Origin of the sequence: Bradyrhizobium tropiciagri (assembly GCF_001189845.1) — a bacterium.
GTDB classification, from domain to species: domain Bacteria; phylum Pseudomonadota; class Alphaproteobacteria; order Rhizobiales; family Xanthobacteraceae; genus Bradyrhizobium; species Bradyrhizobium tropiciagri.
Genome location: NZ_LFLZ01000014.1, coordinates 131,819 through 149,209, shown reverse-complemented (window position 1 = coordinate 149,209; position 17,391 = coordinate 131,819). Strand labels below are relative to the sequence as shown.

Annotated in this window: 9 protein-coding genes; 8 read left to right on the top strand and 1 reads right to left on the bottom strand. The window is 59.4% G+C overall.

Features of this window, described 5'->3' with window-relative positions:
• Positions 1-887: 887 nt before the first annotated feature.
• On the bottom strand, positions 888-2,039 hold the full coding sequence (locus AKN84_RS14490) for an 8-amino-7-oxononanoate synthase (RefSeq protein WP_050421366.1): 1,152 nt from the start codon (positions 2,037-2,039) through the stop codon (positions 888-890).
• Between the two features lie 2,587 nt (positions 2,040-4,626).
• Between AKN84_RS14490 and AKN84_RS14485 the strand changes: the two genes are divergently transcribed.
• The 8 genes from AKN84_RS14485 to AKN84_RS14440 all read left to right on the top strand — a co-directional run bounded on the left by AKN84_RS14485 (position 4,627) and on the right by AKN84_RS14440 (position 17,389).
• The gene (locus tag AKN84_RS14485) at positions 4,627-5,793 is read left to right on the top strand and encodes an acyl-CoA dehydrogenase family protein (RefSeq protein ID WP_050421365.1); all 1,167 of its coding nucleotides are present in this window, start codon (positions 4,627-4,629) and stop codon (positions 5,791-5,793) included.
• A 754-nt stretch (positions 5,794-6,547) separates the two neighbouring features.
• The gene (locus AKN84_RS14480; RefSeq protein WP_050421364.1) at positions 6,548-8,260 is read left to right on the top strand and encodes an MFS transporter; all 1,713 of its coding nucleotides are present in this window, start codon (positions 6,548-6,550) and stop codon (positions 8,258-8,260) included.
• Between the two features lie 1,227 nt (positions 8,261-9,487).
• Positions 9,488-10,606, top strand: coding sequence for a branched-chain amino acid ABC transporter substrate-binding protein (locus AKN84_RS14475; protein WP_050421363.1), 1,119 nt, complete (start codon positions 9,488-9,490; stop codon positions 10,604-10,606).
• A 52-nt stretch (positions 10,607-10,658) separates the two neighbouring features.
• Complete coding sequence (locus tag AKN84_RS14470) at positions 10,659-10,889, top strand: hypothetical protein (RefSeq protein ID WP_050421362.1); 231 nt, start codon at positions 10,659-10,661, stop codon at positions 10,887-10,889.
• Between the two features lie 1,416 nt (positions 10,890-12,305).
• Positions 12,306-12,992: a Crp/Fnr family transcriptional regulator gene (locus tag AKN84_RS50365; protein ID WP_347337331.1), complete on the top strand. Its 687-nt coding sequence runs from the start codon at positions 12,306-12,308 to the stop codon at positions 12,990-12,992.
• Positions 12,925-13,320, top strand: coding sequence for a hypothetical protein (locus AKN84_RS48985; RefSeq protein WP_162240876.1), 396 nt, complete (start codon positions 12,925-12,927; stop codon positions 13,318-13,320). The genes AKN84_RS50365 and AKN84_RS48985 overlap by 68 nt, the downstream gene beginning before the upstream one ends.
• A 1,228-nt stretch (positions 13,321-14,548) precedes the next feature.
• Positions 14,549-16,060, top strand: coding sequence for an FAD-dependent oxidoreductase (locus tag AKN84_RS14445; RefSeq protein WP_050421358.1), 1,512 nt, complete (start codon positions 14,549-14,551; stop codon positions 16,058-16,060).
• 21 nt (positions 16,061-16,081) lie between these two features.
• Positions 16,082-17,389, top strand: a complete 1,308-nt coding sequence (locus AKN84_RS14440; RefSeq protein WP_128970795.1) for an aminotransferase class III-fold pyridoxal phosphate-dependent enzyme — start codon at positions 16,082-16,084, stop codon at positions 17,387-17,389.
• The last annotated feature ends 2 nt before the right edge of the window (positions 17,390-17,391 follow it).

Genomic DNA, 17,391 nt, shown 5'->3' with positions numbered 1-17,391 from the left:
ATGCTAAGAGGCTTGGCTTTCGAGAAGCTGACGAGTTTCGGGGAGACGAGCGGACCGTCACATGCGGCGGTCGTGGTTCACAGAAAAGGTGATGTCTCGGTCCAGGCTCGAGCTCAGGTCGATAGGTCAAGCAAGCGACCTACAATCAAATCGACCTTAAGCCGACATCGAGAAAGGGCCGGGGTGCGATCCTAAACCGTCCTCCCAATCGCTCCCGTTGACGGGAGCTTTGATCCGGATCCCGGACAACATCAATATCCAGCGAGACCATCGTCTAACCGGCCTATTCGAACTCGAGTGTGACCGGCACCTGCCATCCCTTCGGAAGGTTGCTTTCCATATCCATCGTCAGATGATAACCATCTGTCGAGCTTGGCTGTTCTTCGCAGCATGATGACTTGCGCTTAACAGGGGGCATTCCAGCGACGCTGCTCCATCGACGGTCGTGAAAGTGATTGCTGACCGCGCGACATGGGTACGATCCGGCGATCGGTTGGGTATGCTGATTTCAGTACGCCTTCAATATCGAACAGGTTCAGAACCTGTACGATGCGTACCGTCCGACCATGGCTATCAAGCAGGACTAAAGATTACATACAGAAGAATTGCGACGAAGATGGCTGTCCAGCCAACCGATGATATGAAAAGTGCTACTCGTGTCGACATCGGGCTTTTTCTCCTTCGGCAGCCAACGAAGCGGCCGCCAGTGTCGGAAAGAGCAACCTCGTCGAATTTATGTCGAGTTTATGTTTGCGCAGCATAAAGCGGAACTAATGAGCGCAGGACGTCGTAATCACCGATCGGCGGAAGGATTTGCGCGCCCCGGCGCATTCCTTGGAAGATCGTTGATCGATCCGAATACCGACCAGCATCACGATTGTGGGACCTCACCGTACCTTACCCCAGGTCTCTTCGACCAACGCATCGATCATCTCGGATACATCATCTTGCTCGACATTAAGCGTTAACGAAATCCGCAATCTTGCCCTGCCCGGGGGCACTGGCGGTCGTATTGCTCGGACATCAAAACCGCGCGCCTGCAGTGCAGCGGCCAGCCGCATCGTGCGGGCGTTGTCACCGACCCTGAAAGGAACGATCTGTGAGCTCGAAGGGGTCGGGCGGCCGCAGATGGCGAGCTGACGGTGTGCAAAATCGATAAGATCGATCAGGCGTCGCCGCCGCTCAGGCTCCTCCTGTACAATCAAAAGCGCCTGCCGAACAGCGACTGCCATCAGGGGCGATGGCGCGGTAGCGAAAATAAATGGACGACACCGATTGACCATGAAATCGCGCAATACGCTGGATGCAGTGACAAGAGCACCGGCCGCGCCCAGAGCCTTCCCGCAGGTGTGGACCACCAGAATATATTCGCGTCCCTGGTATGGCGCTGTGAGCCCCCGCCCCTGCTCGCCGTAAATGCCTGTGGCATGGGCCTCATCCACAACCAGGAACGCCTCGTACCGTTCAGCAATTTCAACCAGATCTGCAAGCGGCGCGAAGTCACCGTCCATACTGTAGAGGCTCTCGACCAAGATCCAGACGCGCCCTACGCCGCCTTTGGCGCGCCAATCGCCAATCGTGTCTTCAACAGATTGAGGATCATTATGGGCTGCTATCCGGAACTCCGCTCGGCCCGCGCGCGCGCCTTCATGAATGCTGGCGTGCACGAGCGAATCGAGAACGAGCAGATCGCCTCGCTGCGGCAGCGTTGTCAGAACAGCGAAGTTTGCGATGTAACCGCTACCGAAGAACAGCGCTGCCTCCACCCGAAAGAACCGCGCCGCTTCCGTTTCGAGAGCTTCGTGTTCCTCGCAATTGCCGCGCAGGAGCCGTGACCCGCCAGCTCCGATGGGCGTTCCAGCCTTGAGCGCAGCGAACAGAGCCTCCTTCATGCGTGGCGCGCTCGCCAGTGCCAGATAATCGCTGGAAGCAAAATCAACACCTGCGCGTGCCTTGAGGCCGCGCCGCCGGCCCTCTTCTCTCATAGCTTCCACGGCCGCGGCATGGCGCTCAAGCTTGCTTGGTTGAGTTAAGTTCATTGCTAGATCCAGCCTATGCCATCGAAAGGGAAGACGAGGGAACGCCGCGCAGTCTTTGATCCTGTTAGAACGCAGCTGTCTGCCCTCAAGCAGAGCGCCGCGCGACCTTTGCGCCGTCCCATGGCTGCAGCCTGTCAATCGGAGGCGCCAGTCCCGATTTCGGAACGCTTCGATCACGTAGATGGCCGTCGTCGTTTCGGCTTCTATAAGTTACATCTTGTCCGCTCAAACGGCTATCCCGGCCACGCGGCCGCGCAATCGATCAAGTCTTTGTCCAACAATCTGGCTCGGGCCACTGGAGCGCGACGCATTTGCGGGACGTTCTACGGCATGCTGGGCAGAGCGGCAAACCACCGCGATACCTTCCGTCGGGTCGGTAGACGCGATGAACAGAAGCGTTGCTGAGGCGCCTTTCGATTTGGGCCATCACGACCACCAGCGCACTCGAACGTCTCAAGGGCGTTCCCAAATGACCGCTCTCAAGGCGAGCCACAGCCCCCAACAGTCAAGTAGAACTGGCATTCCTAGCCTGATCTCCACACACTCGCCCGCTCCGGCGCTGCTGCCGCGGCTGAATCGTCGACATCGCACGGAAACACCTGCGCCACTAATCCCTTGCACCCAAAAAACGCTTGACCGAGAGGGCCCGATGAGAGGACGAGCCTTGCGCTGCGCACTCTTTCACTCGCGGATAGTCATGTTGGCAGATTACTGTTCGCCATTCGCGCGCAACCTCGGCACGAACCGGACGAACGCGCACCACGGCAGTGAGTGCGATCTAATTGCATCATAATTGTTCGATACGCACGAACCGTTTCCAACGCCATTGCCGATTCTAGCGCCCGCCGCCCTGATGATCTTGTGGCGCGCATCACGGCAACCGGAGCAGCGTCGCGGTGCAGCCAATGCCACGATAGCGTTCTGACCGGTTTGGGTCGCGAGCTTGGATGTCTCACGATTCGTGACATGGTTTGTTCACTGACACGAATGAGTTCAGTCCAAGCGAGTTTCGACGACAGACCGGAACTCGCAACGCTTCGCTGCGACAGGTCGAATGATCCAACTTGGCAGACCTAACCCGCCGATGTGTCGCGCTAATCCGGAAGGCATCCACTCCTTCCGAACTCATAACGCTTCCGGAAACCGCAAAGGAACAGCTCGCCGCATGTGCAATGGTTGGCACGGTACGTGGGTTCGGACGTTTGGACGGTACAAGGTTTTGACCGATGGTGAGGCGTGAAGGTCTGCTCGCCTGGCCAGCTCGTGGTATCATTTTCCATCGGGCACCTGCGAGCTCTGATCAGGTCCCGTGCGCGTGCAGTGAGGAGGCACGGGAGTTAGGTCGTTCTTCCGGCTGGCTGCCAAGGGTAAACAGCGACAAGTGCCGGCACGTGCTGGCATTGGGCGGTAACAAACTTTGCCCGGAGCGTTCCTTACAACAGGGAGCGGCGACATATGCAGGCACCCGCGCGCGCCAACATCGATCGCTATCTGAGCTGTCGTATTGCACTGATCTCACCAACAGGGACCGGCAGACGATGACAACGCTGTTGCTGGATGAGCTGCATAAGTTTAGTTGGGATCCGAGGCAGTTAAAATTCGTCGAAGAAAAGCCGCCAGCGGCCTTCGAAAGAGTGAACCGAGCCAAGAGACTGCGCGACTGCCTTGTGTCCGACACGGCGGAATATGAACAGCGGGTCGCTTGCTGGCAGGCTCGAAAGTCTTCAAAAGCCGCTGGAAGCTCTCTGTAGCCGCTTGCATAAGCTGAGGACCGCAGCACCCAGGCAGGACTTGGCAATGCGAAGGAAGCGTCTGCAGCCGGTCCCTCGCGTTTGCAACGCGGCGTGCGTCCGCCCTCGCCTCTTACCAGGGCGCAAGCGGCACGGTCGAGCCGCGTCAACCCTGGTACAAAGTAGAGAAGCACTGCATGCTCTGCCCTGCATGTCGGGTGCCTTGCAGGATACGCCATATCGCCAAGTCGCAGTGACGGCAAATAGCCGAGGCGGGCTCGTCCGCGGTCGAGGTCCATGTCAGGTCATTCACCTCGCACCCTGTCCGCTTGATGACACGATGTGGCTGGAACGAGACACAGATGACGCTCACATCCCGCTGACTCGGCTCGTGCCATGCGATTTACTTCCGCGGAAACACAGCTGACAGGCCCTGTTTGATGGCACATCGATTGCTGGCGAGACGATAAACGGATCCATAGGTTCGTGAGGCCTCGCAACTCCCAGCCTGAGAAGAGATGACAAGCAAGCGCTATCGTCAACTCTCGCAGTCATGATCAAACAGATGAGGACGGATGTCGCCGCCGCAGTCGTTTGCTTACCGGTCCAACCTCAAGGGCAGCGCCGATGGCCACGTCTTGCTCGGCCTTCCGGCCTCTCAAGACAGTGTTTTTGACCTGATCCGTTCGGCAAGCGGTTTGGAGAGGAAGGAGCCTGCAGGCTGGTCACGATCGAGATCAACTGCGGCAATGGGAGATCTTCTCCGGCCTCACTCAATACGGCCGGCTCTGCCATGCGCTCGCAATCTCCATCAATGACCGGCTACACCGCTGGTCGTCTCACCACCGAGGGCAAACATGAACGCTCCGCCAGGAATGATCGCACCAGAAACGGATGTTTCGGCTACAACGAGTGATGATCTGTCGCCGCTGCTGGCCGATATCCGCGCGCGCCGAAACGAGTTCGCCCGCGCGCAGAAGGTTCCAGACGACGTTATTCAGGCATTCAAACGCATTGGCGTCTACCGGGCTCTGGCCGCCAAACGTTTCGGCGGCGACGAGAGAACGCCTGCCGATTTTTGTCGCCTGATCGAGCGCATTTCCGAAGCGGACGGATCAGCCGGCTGGGTCGCCAGCTTCGGCGACGGGGCTCGCTACCTCTCCGCTCTCCCTGAAGACACGCTTTGCCGCGTATATGCCAATGGACCTGACGTGGTGTACGCGGGTGCAGTTTTCCCGCTCCAGCCCGCTCAACGCAGTCCCGACGGGTTTGTTGTGAACGGCGTGTGGCCTTTCGCCAGCGGATCACCGGGCGCGGAGCTAATTGGCGTTGGAATCACTTTAGACGATGATCCAACAAGTGGACTTGCACGCATAGCCGTGATGCCGGCCGACAAGGTAGCGATCCGTCCCAATTGGGACGTCATCGGCCTGCAAGGCACCGGCAGTCATGACATCGTTGTCGACAATGTTATTGTGCCAGAGGAATGGACACTGATCCGCGGCGGTCCACCGGCTTTCGACGGACCCCTCCATCGTTATCCTTCGGTGACTTTCGCTGCGCAGGCGCATGCGATTGTGGGCATCGGCATTGCGCGCTCCGCGCTAGACGAGGTGATTGCCATGAGCCGGGGCCGCGCCTCGATTACTGGAGCGCCGGTGATGGCAGAGCGCGGCTATATCCAGCTGGAGGTCGCCAGAGCCGAAGCCATGCTGCGCTCCGCACGCTCCTTCTTCTATGAAGCCACCGAGGAGCTATGGAAGGAAGCGTTGCAGGATACGGTCCAGTCGACTACTACGACCCTGATGCGGCTTGCCGCGACCAACGCCGCCCGACAGAGCGCCGAAGTCTGCAAGATCGCAAGCGGTCTCGCAGGAACGCAATCACTCTATACGACGAGCAATCTTGCGCGCGCGATGTGCGACAGTTTCGCGGTTGCCCAGCACGCAGCCTTGAACGAAGGAACACTTCAAAGTGCAGGTCGTCTCCTGCTCGGACGTTCAGCACCGGCAGGGTTTCCATGAAGACCGGTCATCCACGAGCAACTCCGCACGACCCGCAACAACGGATTGCCGAATCCCGCGTCATGCTCGCTCGCCCGGGAACTCGTCCGGAAGTGTGAGACGCTTATGCGAGCGACTAGATTGCCAAGCGGAAAGCCTTGAATCAGGCTACGGGAACAATCCGCGTGTTCACGGAGCCGATGTCGCAGCTCACAATTCATCCGAGCTGCGACAAACTTGCAGCCATTGGGTAAAAACTCTCGGGCCGAGCCGGGATAGCTCGATCTGTTGCATCCTATTGTGTTCTAGATGGAGATCCTTCGCCGCGGTCTCGGTCGTGCGGGATAGGAGAGGCCGCCTACCCTATTCTGGGTTGCAACCACTCGCCCCGAGAGACAACAAGGTCCATCAAACACTGCGAAGCCCGTGCACTATGGATAGTGCTGTGACATGGGCCTTCGGCTTGTTAGCAAAGAGGGTCGCAGTTCACTCTACCCACCGACAAGCGATTCCGCACTCGTCGACTCCGCCATTTGTACGTTTCGTACAAATTTTTGCACGCGAGCGATGCAGCATCTGTTCTACGTGTCCATGTAAGCGATGCGCTGGATGCAGCATATAGCCACCAATGAACAGCGCTTACTGGAATGGAAGACAGGCAGTCAGCGGAACATCGTCATCTGATTGACACGTCTTATTTCGCTGCGATATCAGGCCGGGAACATCCTTGTGATCCGCGCCAGAATCAAATCATGATAGATCATCACGATCTAACATGAGCGATTCAGCCAAAGTCCCGTCGCGTAGCGCCGAAAGTATCACGGCGCCTCTGCGGCACGCGACCTTCCGTCGCATCTGGATTGCGAGTCTCCTGTCCAATGTCGGCAGCTTGATACAAGGTGTAGGTGCAGCCTGGGCGATGACGCAGATGACGTCATCAGCTGACAAGGTGGCGTTGGTGCAGACCGCGCTGTTGCTGCCAGTGATGCTGATTTCAATACCAGCGGGCGCAATCGCTGATATGTACGATCGCCGCATCGTGGCACTGGTTTCGCTTGGCATCGCGCTCGCCGGCGCAACTGGCCTTACGGTGGCCGCCTGGCTTGGCCTGGCCACACCGAACGTCTTGCTCGTACTCTGCTTCGTGGTCGGCAGCGGCATGGCGCTTATGGGACCGGCCTGGCAATCATCCGTAAGCGAACAAGTGCCGTTGGAAGCGCAGCTACCTGCGGCCATTGCGCTGAATGGCATCAGCTACAATATCGCACGGAGCGTCGGCCCAGCGATCGGCGGCGTGGTGGTAGCTAGCGCCGGTGCAGTGGCCGCATTCGCGCTCAACGCGCTGCTCTATCTCCCGCTGATGGCCGCGTTGTTCCTTTGGAAGCGCGTCCGCGCCCCCTCACGCCTGCCGCCTGAAAGATTGAGCCGCGCAATGGTATCTGGCGTGCGCTACATCAGCAATTCGCCATCGATCAAGGTCGTATTGCTTCGCACCCTTGTAACCGGTGTTGGAGCCGGCGCGATTACAGCGCTGATGCCTCTGGTGGTGCGGGATGTGTTGCATGGCGACGCCCAGACCTACGGCATCATGCTTGGTGCTTTTGGCGTGGGGGCCGTGGTCGGCGCGTTGAACATTGCCGAGATCCGCAGGCAGATGAGCGGCGAAGCTGCGATTCGCGCCTGTGCATTGTCCATGGGCGCGGCGATGGCTGCCGTGGCGCTGAGCCGCCAGCCGGTATTGACCGCGGCCGCGCTGGTCCTGGCAGGTGCCGTGTGGATGCTGACATGGGCGGTGTTCAACATCGGAGTTCAGCTGTCGGCGCCGCGCTGGGTGACCGGTCGCTCGCTCGCGGCCTATCAGGCGGCAAGTTCAGGCGGGATTGCCGTCGGCAGCTGGGGTTGGGGCCACCTGACGGACGCGGCCGGCGTTGAAACCGCGCTGCTGGTGTCGGCCGCGCTGATGCTCGCCTCACCACTCATCGGCCGTTGGCTACCCATGCCCCGTGTCGGCGCGCGCGGCGAAGAGCCCGAGCTGCTCGCCGATCCCGAAGTACGGCTCGCCTTGACTGGACGTAGCGGGCCGCTCGTCGTCGAGATCGAATACCGGATTGCACAAGAGAATGCCCGCGCGTTTCACAACGTCATGCAAGACGTGCAATTGTCCCGCCAGCGCAACGGCGCCTATGGCTGGTCGATCGCGCGCGACATCGCCGATCCCGAATTGTGGACCGAACGTTATCACTTTCCGACCTGGCTCGATTATTTGCGCTGGCGCAACCGCCCGACCCAATCGGAACGAGCGCTGGAGCGGCGGGCCATTCACTTCCACATCGGTCCTGCACCGGTACGTGTTCGCCGCATGCTGGAAAGGCCATTCGGCTCGGTACGCTGGAAGGACGACACACCCGAGCACGCGAGGGCGGAAATGCGGCCCGAGATGGCAAGCGCGGCAAACGCACATAGCCGGCCGCTTGGGCCGACCAAGTAACCCGGTTTGCCAAAGCCCGGAACCTTCGCGAACGGATGTGCTTGAATATGCAGAATGCCGAGTTTCGGGCAGGCTGTACGGCTAGTCCAAAGTGCGAGCGGCCCGCCAGCGAATCCGAGCTTATGACCAAGGCCGGCCGCGTCACTCGAGCACTGATGCACTTCTGACAGGCTTCGAACTCCATCCGCTCTTGTTACGCCGCGCTTCAACGAGTTACGGCGCAACAACGCTGCAAATATGCACCATCACGCAGCGAAAGCAGGAACAATGCAACAAGAATCGCCAAGAATTCACCTTGGCGAACTGCTTCTCTGTGCCTCCTTATAGGTTCAATCGAGGGTGATTCATGCGCAATCATGACCTTGTCTCCGGTGGTCTTCTCGCGCTGACCGCAACCAGCTTCGCACTCCTCTGCTCAAGCCTGCTCGTCTTTGCTTTCATTTGAAACGGGCGCCGGTTGCCTTGTCGCCTTATGAAGGCTGGCCTCGCTATCAAGTATCCAGGGTTCGACGACCTCTAAGGACCGACAAGGATTCTGACCTAGTCGCGGCTCGGCTAACGCCGAGAGCATCGCGATGCCCTCGTGCCAGCAGCTAGGACAGCGAAAACAGCTCTGCGCTGGCTTATGTCCGCCTCCATCGATATCGGTGACACATGTTGATTGTTTTCATACGGGGGACGGTGTGAAGGATCGCCTCATCCCTCCCCCTCCGGACAGCCCGCCTCTCGCATACGCATTGCTGACGCGGCGGGCTCTGTACGTTGCGGACCGAGCTATCACTTTCCTGGCTGCATGATTCCGCTAGTGTTCGTCCAAGGCAGCCCGTGCGTTGAACGAGCGGCGGGCAATATGAAATGGACAACGCGTTGCGAGAATGAGACGGGACGATTTGTACGTTAACGTTGCTCGTTGATCTAGCTCTACCCTTGCGCACGCGCCCCGGCCTATCACTCTGCTGGAACCGCATCGGAAAATGTCCTTGTACTGCTTTCGGGCGATGAGCTGCCTGCCGATAGTTCCTCGAACCTTTATATGGTTCGGCGAGACGGAACTGTTTCTCCACCGGCTCAAGGTGGGCTGTCGCTCCATCATGGCAGTGCACTCGAAGGGGTTCGATGCGCGACCATGACTTTATGTCCGGCTGCTTTTTAGGCGCTGGCCGTCGCCGGGTTCGCTTTGCTTTGCTCGACTTACTCGCCGCTGCATTTACCTTGTGAGGACCATCCATGACATCACTCAAGCTGATTGGCTTTGCGCTTGGAGCACTTATTGCGCTGTCCACCGAGGCATTGGCAGAGGACATCACCATCGCCGTCGCCGGACCGATAACTGGGGGCGAGTCCGCCTTCGGGCGGCAAATGAAGAACGGCGCGGAGATGGCGGTGGAGCAGATCAACGCGTCCGGCGGCGTACTCGGCAAGAGGCTCGCCCTCGACATCGAGGACGATGCCTGCGATCCCAAGCAGGCGCGATCGGTCGCGGAGAAGATCGCTGCCGCCAAGATTCCATTCGTTGCCGGGCACTTTTGCTCTTCGTCGTCGATCCCGGCTTCGGAAGCCTACGCGGACGGCAACGTACTGCAGATCACGCCCGCCTCGACCAACCCCCTGTTCACCGAGCGCAAGCTATGGAACGTGGCGCGCGTCTGCGGCCGCGACGACCAGCAGGGCCAGGTCGCTGCCGATTATATCGCCAAGCATTTCAAGGGCAAGAACATCGGCATTCTCAACGACAAGACCACCTATGGCAGGGGGCTTGCCGACGAGACGAAGAGGGCCCTCAACAAGGCAGGCGTCATCGAGAAGATTTACGAGTCCTATAACAAGGGCGACAAGGATTTCAATGCGATTGTCTCGCGCCTGAAGCGAGACAATATCGATCTCGTCTATGTCGGCGGCTATCACCAGGAAGCAGGTCTCATCCTGCGCCAGATGCGTGATCAGGGCCTGAAGACCGTACTAATGTCGGGTGATGCCCTGGCTGACAAGGAATTTGCCTCGGTCACCGGCGTAGCTGGAGCGGGCACGCTTTTCACTTTCGGGCCAGACCCACGCAACAAGCCGGCGGCGGCTGCCATCGTCAGTAAGTTCAAAGCCAGGAATGTCGATCCCGAAGGGTACACCCTCTACACCTACGCTGCAGTGCAGGTCTGGACCCAGGCCGCAATCAAAGTCGGCACAACGGATCCGAGGAAGGTGATGGACGTGATCAAGGCGGGCTCTTGGGACACGGTGATCGGCAAGCTGGAATACGATGCCAAGGGTGACATCAAGCAGATCGACTATGTCGTTTACAGGTGGGACGACAAGGGCGGCTATAGCGAGACCAACCCGAGCGCGTTTTGACGCATCTTAGGCCGACGCATCAAAGCTGGCGTGTCTCCTGGAGCGATGATCAATGCCGATTGATCGATTGCTCCAGGGCAGTAAGCTACGGCCGAACGAAATTGAATGTCTGAGCTTGGCCTATGCACGGACACTGCATGCGCTTTGCTTGGTTGATCGTGACGACCCTATCGCCGAAATCGTCGCAAAGAAGGTTATCGAGACCGGCGCAAGGGGGTTGGCGATCCAGATATCAAAGCTCGCTGTGGAGCAGCTTGGTATCCGTAAATCACCATCGGCATAAAGCCAGCACCGCCTGCAAAACGCTGATCGTTGACCTTTACCCGATCGACGCACGGCGCGCTCTCCAGGTTCAACGCCTCCACCGGGTTGGAGGCAATGGAGCTTGTTAGACCTGCATAGCGCAGGTCTATGAGCGAGCGATCGACAAGATGAAACGGCTGATCGAGAGCCTGCAGACCCACATTTTTCCGCGCGATACGCACTCATGTCTATCGATCCATGAAGCGGCTCGACCGGAAATTATGCGGCCCCGCCCCATGAAGAACAAGGGCGGGGCCGCTCCCCTCCCCCGGGGGCCGCCGCGCTGCGGATCATAATGGCTATTGTCTAACGTCCATCATCTGCGGATTGACCATTCGGTATACGGCCGAACGCGTCAGCCGGATTGCGACTTTTGGCCCTCTGCATTCTGCGTGACATTGCGCAAGACAAGTTCAGAAAGCTGCACGACCAGCAATTTGAGACGTGCTATCTCCTCTCTGCAGCGCACCAATTCCCGCTCTTCATCTGTCGTAGTCGACAATTCATGGCGGCTCCCAACCGCATGATTCATTTGACCCTCTATCCGACCAAATAACCGCGAACGACAATTCAAGCACATCCTATCGCCTCGTAATTGTACGGGCACATCGGCCTTTCGACGCCACGAAACACTGTACGCAGCGATCCAACTGTCTCACCGAGCCGATCAATGTGTTATCCGCGCTACAGATCGGTCCGTTTCGTACTTACATAAACTCGCTGGCATGACGCGCCAGGAGGTCGAGCTTTGTCCTCTTGGAGCCGGAACGAATAATCACTTCGGATTTCTATTGCCAGCCTGATTTGCACGTCACGTTGACGACAGAGCGCACCGCCCCCCGAAACCTATCGCAGGCTGACGAGGCGATCGCCGTTCCTGCTGAGAAGGTCTGCCGATCGTGTTTCAGGGGCTTCAGATCCCGCCGCCCGTTCGACGGCGTCCGCCCTCACTCATGATCGACCGCAAACTAGATGCATTCTTGCGCAGCCAGATGAGCCGCCCCGGCTCCGGAATTGCTTTTCTTGGCTGCCGCCAAGGTACGGTGCGGAAGGCGTCAGTGTCGAGCCGACGTTCGCTGCACGCTCGTGAGCCTTGACGCCGGTTGGAGGGTACCGCAGCTCGGCGGTCCACGCGATCGCGCGCCATGTTTCGTCGTTCTCCAGAAGTAAGTGGTTTATCGTCGAGCTTTCAGGGATAGCCAGAACGTCATCGTCCGGTACGTTTGTGGGCTATCCGGCGTCTCCCCTCGAGATCGCGCAAAGCTCGAATAGGAGAGTAGGAGAAACGTTGAACATCAAGGGGAACCGTGCAGAATGGCCGCGGCCATGGCTGGTGGGGATAGGTGTCGATATCGGCGTACCCCGGCGATAGAACGGGGGTTGCTTGCCGCACCAAATGCTCATTGCGCGTCTGCGGAGCGTCACGGGCTTGTCCGAGCAAGACCAAGCTAAGCTCGAAAGCATGCCTCACACCATCAAACGGTTTGCTCCTGGCGAGTGCCTGGCGCGCCAGGGGGATCGGCCTGTGAGCTGTGCAGTCGTGATGGGCGGCTTTCTGTCTCGCGAAAGAGTGGCATCGGATCGAACCCAGATAACGTCCTTCTATATACCTGGGGACATCCCCGACCTGCACACCCTTCACTTTCCGGAAATGGATCGCGATCTCCGCAGCATCGGCACGAGCATCATTGCCCTTGTACCCCACTCCTACCTCAGGGATCTCCTCGCGAAGTCCGCCGCGCTCGCCCATGCGTTTTGGCGGGAGACGTTGATTCACACGGCGATCTATCGCGAATGGATCGAAAATCTTGGCTCCCGGGAAGCGCTGCCCCGGCTTGCTCATCTTCTTTGCGAGATCGCCGCGCGGCTTGAGCTCGTCGGGCTTCTGAACAATGGTCGCTTCCATGTTCCATTCACACAGCAAGACATCGCCGATGCATGCGGCCTTTCGACGGTACACGCGAATCGGACAATCCAGGAGCTTCGGCGCAGGAAGCTCATTGAATGGAACGGACATGCTGTTGATCTTCTTCAGCGAGATCGGCGCTCGAATTGCTTGCAGAATTCCGTCCCGCCCATCTGATGCGCTGAATTGCTTTCGGCCGTTGCTGCCTGCGCAGCTTTGTCTAGACATCTCAGGCGGTGCTCGCCATTCGACCGGCAAGACCAAGCGCCAGTTGCAATTGGCTTTAAAGCGAATGCACTGCTCGTGGACAAAATCCAGGGCAATTCGCCCACCCGGCCGGCGCCCCGCCGCGATCCCGCCGAACGAACAGGTGTCGCCGATCGGATTTCGCGGAACGCCAGCAAGCTTCAGGAAATCTGCATCGTCAATCGCCGAGGAGCTTGCGGGCCACAGAGCTATTTCCCTGTTGCCAGCACAGCTCTGGGCCTTCTGTGATGCGCGCTAAATGAGCTGCGCCCCGCGACGCCGACCGTATCATTCGGCTGGCTAACAAGACGCTCAAATGGTGCGCTGAAGATTGTCGGCCGCCAATCAGAGAACACGTCAGATTCTGTAAAGGCCAACAGGCATGAGATCACATGGAAAACATGACGCGCAACGCGCCTCGATGGCGGCGTGGTCCACGACTATCAAAAAAGCGAATGCAACGCGTACGTCTGCCCTCCTCGGACCACTTAGCTGCTTGTGAAAGCCCATCAGCTTGAATTGCATGCGGGTCAGCTCAAAGAGCTTGAACCGCACGCGGCGTCACGTTGTACCATCTCAGAGCAGCTAACGAGGATGCCCGACGGGACTTACTGTTGCTGCCGTGATGAGATGATGACGCCGATGCGGTCGGGGTGTGTACAGCAAAGAGCAATGCCACTGTTCCAATCATCATTGTCCATGAGATTACGCAAAGGAGGAAAAATCGACGCCAGGTCTGTCCGACATTGATCCTTTCGCAATTTGAATTTGCGGTGAAAGTTTTGCCGCAAATGCCGCCGACAGTCCTCCCTCTGTCGACGGAAGTTGGCGCGACGCTTAGCAGCCTCGCTCCCCAGACTGACTCACGCCCGGCCATCGATCAGGCCGGGCCTTTTTTTGTCGTCTATGAAGGGCACAGCTTGAATCGCTCTACCCAGCGGCTGATGCTTGCGGAGAGTTGTAAAAGAAATTGAATTGCTGGTGGTCCATCGGACCGGCTGAGCCTCTCGCGATCAAACCGGGTACAATTCGCACAATGATATATGAGAGCAGTGACCGATTGACGCATTCCAGCGTGTGCGGCCTTAAAAGCTCCCCGCATGGCGTCTCGAAGCTGAACTTGCGAGCGCCTTCTCGATCACGAAAATATATGTTTGGTTCCCACAACAGGAGCACGGGTGGGTCAATTTGCTTTGAGAGCTCTTAGATCTATCAAAAATTGCATTCCGGAAAAGTCGCTTGCTCATGCATTTGCCGCCTCGAAGGGCTTGAATCGCACGCGGCGTCATATTGTACGATCTTGCGGCGATGGTCCTTGCGGCGATGGTCCTTGGCAAACGAGCGAAGCCGAACCGCATAGTCCGGGGCGATCGCATGGATCGGCCGCGCGTTCAGCACTCGCGATGAGACTTGTTTGATGGCACCTTCTTTCTAATGAATACGGCGCGATTGTGCATCGGCGATATTTGTTGCCAGAAGATGGGATAATGACGGCCGATATTGTTGATGTATGCGTAATCGGGAGTGGCGCCAGCGGCTCGACGGTCGCTCACGAGATCGCGCAACGCGGATTGCGCGTGCTCCTTCTCGAGGAAGGTCGAGCACTTCCTCCCGGCGCTTCGCTGGCGAGCGTCCAAAATGGCATGGATAGCGCCCTGGTGCAGTCTGCGGCAGGGACGTTGACGCCGTTCGGGCGTCCGTGGACCGTCTGCGCGCTCGGCGGAGGAATGACTCTATATGCCGGAATAGCCTTCCGCTGTCGCGCCATCGATTTTGACGCACGTGCGCATGTGGCCAGGGACGCGCTCGACCCGAGCTGGCCGATCGACTACACCGAACTACGCCCATTCTATGATGAGCTGGAACGGCGCGTGGGAGTGGCCCGCCTGGCTGGAGCGGACCCGCTCGAGCCTCCGAGCGATCCCCCCGTTCTGCCACCGCACAAATACAGTGTGCAGGGCCAGTTGATCGCCGATGCCGGGGCACGCCTGGGCCGGCTGCCGTTCCCCACTCCATTGGCAATCAACTCGATCCCATATCGCGGCCGGCCAGCCTGTCGCTGCGAGGGACCATGCAACGAACATCTGTGCCCGAGCGGCGCGAGGGCCGACGCACGCTCGCCGTTCAGGGGTATCGCCCTGCCGCCGGGCGCGCTGACGATTGCGCTTGGCAGCAAGGCCGTCCGCATCGAGCTCGGCAACGTCAGTCGCGCCGATGCGGTGGAATGGGTAGACACTCTCAACCGACAACGCGCTCGGGTCCGCGCCCGCTGCGTTGTACTCGCGGGCAACGCGGTGCAGTCTGCCGCCCTGCTTCTACGGTCGGCGCAACAGGCAGCGCCCAACGGCATCGGCAACGCGTCTGGCATGGTAGGCAGTGGCATCTCGTTTAAGATCAGCGGCTACGTGACCGGTAGGACCACGTTGAATCCGCCGACCACGCCCCAGTCCGGCCACCCCTTCTCCACTGTCGCGGTGTCCGATCACTACCTGGACGACGAGGCGCCTTCGGGGCTCGGCGGAATGATCTACGAAGCAAGTCAGCCCGAACGCACGGATTCCGGCGAGATAAGGCTACGGCTGCATTTTTTGGCGGCCGATCAGCCCATGCGCAACAATGCGGTCCGGCTGGCCACCAGCCGGGACGGGCTGGGTTTGCCCAAGATCATTCTCGATTACCGGACCCATCCCCTCGACAAGCGCCGACTAGGCTACTTGTCCCGACACGCGTCGAACTTGCTGGCCGAAGCTGGGGTAAAACAGATCGATTATCAAGATTCGAACTATCAGTTCGGCAGCGGCCACCTGCATGGCGGCTGTCGGGCGGGAATCGATCCGACACAATCGGTGGTTGACCGCTGGGGCCGCGTGCATGACATCGACAATCTCTATGTCGCGGATGGCGGCTTCTTCCCCTATGCCGGAGGCGTCAACCCGACCTTCACCATTCAGGCGAACGCGCTGCGGATCGCTCGAAGAATAGTCACGCAGCTGACGTAACGAGCGCAACGGAGACGGGTTTTGTCGATCAGCACGCCTACTGCCGCCGTGACCGCGACCGACGGGCAAGGATCGGCACTGCGACGCGCCCTGCGCGTCACCGCTTCGCAGAAGTGGGATCTCAACAGGCGTTTTCCGATCGTGATGACGCGCGCGTCAGGCGCGCATGCATGGGACATCAATGGAAAGCAATACGTCGATTTCACTTCCTGTAGCGGTGCCGCACCGCTTGGGGCCGGATACGAGCCGGTCGTGGCGCACGCAGCCGCTGAGATGCGCCGCACCGGCGGGATTCTGCCCGGACCGCTGTCCGCGCACCGGGTCGAATTGGCCGAACGGCTGGCGGAGATCTTCCCCGTCGCGGAACGCTCAATGTTTTTCCGCACCGGATCTTGCGCTACCACCGCAGCCGTGCGCCTTGCCCGCGCGTTCACGGGCATCAACCATGTACTGACCAGCGGATATCACGGCTGGCATGACTGGCAGTTGCAGGACCGCCCCGAGATGGGGCTGCCCAATCGGGACCGCGACAGCGTGGACTTCCGCTACAACCTCGACTTGCTCGATCAACTGGCAAGTGTCCAGCGCGTCGCCGCGGTGATCATCACCCCGGAGGTCAACTTCTTCCCGCCAGAATATCATCAGGAACTGCAGAGGCTGGTGCATCGGCACGGCGCCCTGCTTGTCCTTGACGAGGTGATGACCGGATTCCGCTACGCCCTTGGCGGGTACCACATGGCGGTCGGCCTCACGCCCGATTTGATTACACTGAGCAAGGGACTGGCGAACGGAATGGCGCTGTCGGCAGTCGCGGGCCGGGCGGACGTACTCGCCGCGGCCGAAAAGACATACATGGGAAACACCTACCAGCGCGAAGTCACCCCGTTCGCCGCTGCATTGAGCACCCTGCACGCCCTGCGCGACGGGACCGCGCTGGCCCGGATGCGCGAGGTCGGCGAGCAATTGATCAAGGGGCTCAACGGCGTCTTCACAAAACAGCAGGTCGCGGCATGGGCGTTTGCCTGGCCCACCATGTTCGACGTCGTATTTGCTGACGCCGAGCTTGGCCATGCCTTCTTCCAGGAAATGTGGGGTCGGGGCTTCCTGATGCAGTATGGCGGGCGTTTCATGCCATCGGCGGCAGTGTCCGACACCGATGTGCAGGCCGCCGTCGAAGCAGCTGGAGAGGCCCTTCCGGCAGCGCTGTCCCGCATGGAGAACCCGGCTCGCGACCCGGATCCGGTCGCAGCTGCAGTACGGTTCGCCAGAGATCATTTCGTTGCCACCCCGGGAGCGGTTCGGCGCTGGTTCAATGCGCCCGTCCACTGACA